Source organism: uncultured Kiloniella sp., from assembly GCF_937128705.1.
Classification (GTDB): domain Bacteria; phylum Pseudomonadota; class Alphaproteobacteria; order Kiloniellales; family Kiloniellaceae; genus Kiloniella.
This window is the reverse complement of the sequence record NZ_CAKZMP010000267.1, coordinates 1-3,181: the sequence shown is the minus strand read 5'-3', so window position 1 is coordinate 3,181 and position 3,181 is coordinate 1. Positions and strand designations below refer to the sequence as shown.

General features: G+C 45.5%; 4 protein-coding genes. All 4 read left to right on the top strand.

Annotated features, from left to right (window positions below):
* Positions 1-1,226: ATP-binding cassette domain-containing protein (locus tag Q0241_RS13655; RefSeq protein WP_299378433.1), on the top strand; the 1,226-nt coding region annotated here is incomplete at its 5' end.
* A 102-nt stretch (positions 1,227-1,328) separates the two neighbouring features.
* Positions 1,329-1,859 (top strand): hypothetical protein, encoded by a 531-nt coding sequence (locus Q0241_RS13650; protein WP_299378431.1) that lies wholly within the window; start codon positions 1,329-1,331, stop codon positions 1,857-1,859.
* Between the two features lie 145 nt (positions 1,860-2,004).
* Positions 2,005-2,538 carry a hypothetical protein gene (locus Q0241_RS13645; protein ID WP_299378428.1) on the top strand — a complete coding sequence of 178 codons (534 nt, stop codon included), beginning with the start codon at positions 2,005-2,007 and terminating at the stop codon, positions 2,536-2,538.
* 397 nt (positions 2,539-2,935) lie between these two features.
* The coding region (locus Q0241_RS13640; RefSeq protein ID WP_299378426.1) for a GntR family transcriptional regulator at positions 2,936-3,181 on the top strand (246 nt) is incomplete at its 3' end.

Sequence of the window (3,181 nt, the reverse complement as noted above, 5' to 3'; positions counted from 1 at the left end):
AAAGCTGGCGTGTGGATGTCGTGCTGGATGATCTGGCGGTTCCTATCGAATTGCACAGTCGTCTGGTTGGCGAACTGTCTGGTGGCTGGCAACGTGTGATGCTGCTTGCCCGCGTATGGGTGGGGGAACCTGATCTGTTGTTAATGGATGAACCAACCAACCATCTTGACCTTTCACGTATCGGTTTTCTTCAGAACTGGCTAGGCACTGTGGCGCGCGATACACCTGTGCTGATTGCCAGTCATGACCGTGCTTTTCTGGATGCGGTAACCAACCGAACGCTTTTCCTGCGAGAAGATCAATCACAGAGCTTTGCGCTTTCCTATAGTCAGGCACGGGTTGCGTTGGATGAAAGTGATGCGGCGAAAGAACGTCAGTTCGAAAATGATAGCCGCAAGGCACAACAGCTAAGGCGTCAGGCTGCGAAGCTCAAGAACATCGGGGTCAATTCCGGTAGTGATTTGCTGATCACCAAAACCAAACAACTCAAAGAACGTGCGGACAAGATTGAGCAGCAATCCCAAGCGGCCTATAAAGACAAGTCGGCGGGGGCGATCAAGCTTGTCAATTCTGATACCCACGCCAAGGCTTTGATCACACTGGAAGAGGGGGAAGTCACAGCCCCTGATGGCAAGGTTTTGTTCAAGAACCCGCCACTTTGGATCAAGCGCGGGGACCGTATTGTTTTACTTGGTCGAAACGGAACCGGGAAAACCCAATTGATCCGCATGGTACAACAGGCCGTTCTGGGGGAACATCCGACGATCAAATCCACACCAACCGTGGTCATGGGCTATTCCGATCAGGCGTTGTCCCAACTGGATGACAAAGCAACACCGCAAGAGGTTATTACAGAACGTTTCGATGTGGGGGACCAGCGTGCGATTGCTTTACTGGCGGGGGCTGGCATTAATCTGGATATGCAGAGCAAGCCCATCGGGGCGTTATCCGGTGGACAAAAATCACGCTTGGCGATGCTGGATCTAAGACTTCGTAATCCGAATTTTTATCTGTTGGATGAACCAACAAACCATCTGGATATCGAAGGACAGGAAGCATTGGAAGAAGAGCTCCAAGCCCATAACGCCAGCTGCCTTCTGGTCAGTCATGACCGAGCCTTTGTGCGCAACACGGGCACCAGATACTGGTTTATCGATAATAAACGGCTTACGGAAATTGATGACCCGGAAGATTTCTTCGCGGCTTCGCTGGGGGAGCAGTTATAGAGTAAGAAATAGAGTTTATTGGAATTGGCGAGTGTTCACAAAAAGCCACTCTCTAATAGACTGTTTTGATTTAAAATCATTTTGATGAAGAGATATATTTAGATGTGGAAAAATATTTGTGCATTGTTGTTGGCATTTGTTCTGTTTTCCTGTGATGAACCCGCTGATCTTTCCAATAGTCAGGCCTATGTGAAAGATGGCGTAAGCTTTACGTTGCCCGGGAACTGGAAAGTTGTAGATGATTTTACCGAAGAGGGGTTTCGTTATATCGATATCGCAACGTCGAGTGATGCTGTTGCTGGAATTTCGGTATTCAGTAATGGTGCAGCAATCAGCCTTGAAGATTATGTTGATCTAATCATTGATAGTTTTAATGATATGTTACCTGTCGGGTCAAGAAACAGGGGCGAAGTTTTTGAGCTAGAAACTGATAATAAAGATAAAGTTGCCAAGGCACTACGAAATCAGTTTGCGATAACCCTCGCCAGTGTTGAGGTTCCTCATACGGCTGATTTTTTTCAGATGAAAGCTAATTCTGATCTCATAATTATTTTCACCCAGACGCCTGACGACGATAAAGAATTGGTTCAAAAGGGTTTTGATCAACTGGTTCACAGTTTTAGGCAAGAATAAAATCCCTGATTTTTTGGGGGGGACTGGCTTTATCGCCGTTATTTTGCGATACTTTCAGGTGCTCCTGTCCCGCTGTTGTTGAAACTCGCGATTTTCGTTTTTATGCCGATAGAAACGTGGTTCGCCGAACTGCAAAGGGAACACGATGTTTAAGCTGGAACGTTTTGTCGAAGACTGTTGCACTGCTGTGCGAACGGATAAAACACACAAATGCGTCGCAGAGATATTTGATCGTGCCTTTCATGATCCCTCGGCCATTACGGCTGCTTTGGGCGAACCGGAAAAGGCCGGACTAACACCGATCTATTGTTCGCCCGATGTTACTATTCTCAATCTGGTGTGGAAGCCGTCGATGATAATCCCGCCGCATAATCACAACATGTGGGCGATGATTGGTGTTTATGGCGGACGCGAAGATAATATCTTTTGGCGACGTATCAAAGACGACCCTGATGGACGCATTGAAGCCGCCGGGGCAGCGTCTTTGAGTACGGGGGATTACACCCCACTGGGTAATGATATTATTCATTCTGTGGCAAACCCGATTACAAAGCTGTCCGGGGCAATTCATGTGTATGGCGGTGATTTTTTCGAAGCAGAACGCAGCGAGTGGGACCCGGAAAACCTGTCTGAACAGGACATAGATCTGGAAAAACTCAAAGCGATGTTTAAGGATTGAGACTGCGGATTGATAGGTTGCTTTCTTGCCTTCGTCTAATGATTACTAGGTGTTTATATTCCAGAGCGAATGAATATTCTTCTGAAGTTGATTAGTGCTTTAAGTTAATAGTGTTCATTTGTTGTGAATTTTAATTGTGAGCTCGTCAATCACAGTCTAGTTGACGATTGAGCGCAATATGTTCTCGATCTCTCGAGAAGCAAAAAAATAATATGATATTTAAATATCAAATGTATCAGTTACTTATCTGATACATTTGATGTGAAAATTATAATTGTATACAAATTGTATTTTTAATGTATAAAGGCGGTTGAATTAATAGCTGACACGAAAGAACAGGTGTATTGCGAAATGAGTGTACCAAATGAAAGATGATGCCAAAAACCGGAAACGAACGATGTCAAACGTTCTCAAGCGAGAAATATTGACCCTCGTGAGAAAGCCGGGATCTGATTTGGATGAGGTACAGCTTTCTGAGGAATTCTCGCTTTCAAGAACACCGCTTCGGGAAGTTTTCCGTGAACTCGCTGGCGAAGGTTTTGTGGAGTTACGCGAAAATCGTGGAACAAAAATATCTGATATGAGTCATATGACATTGCGGGATTTTTTTCTTGCCGCACCGATGATTTATAGTGCTGTGATG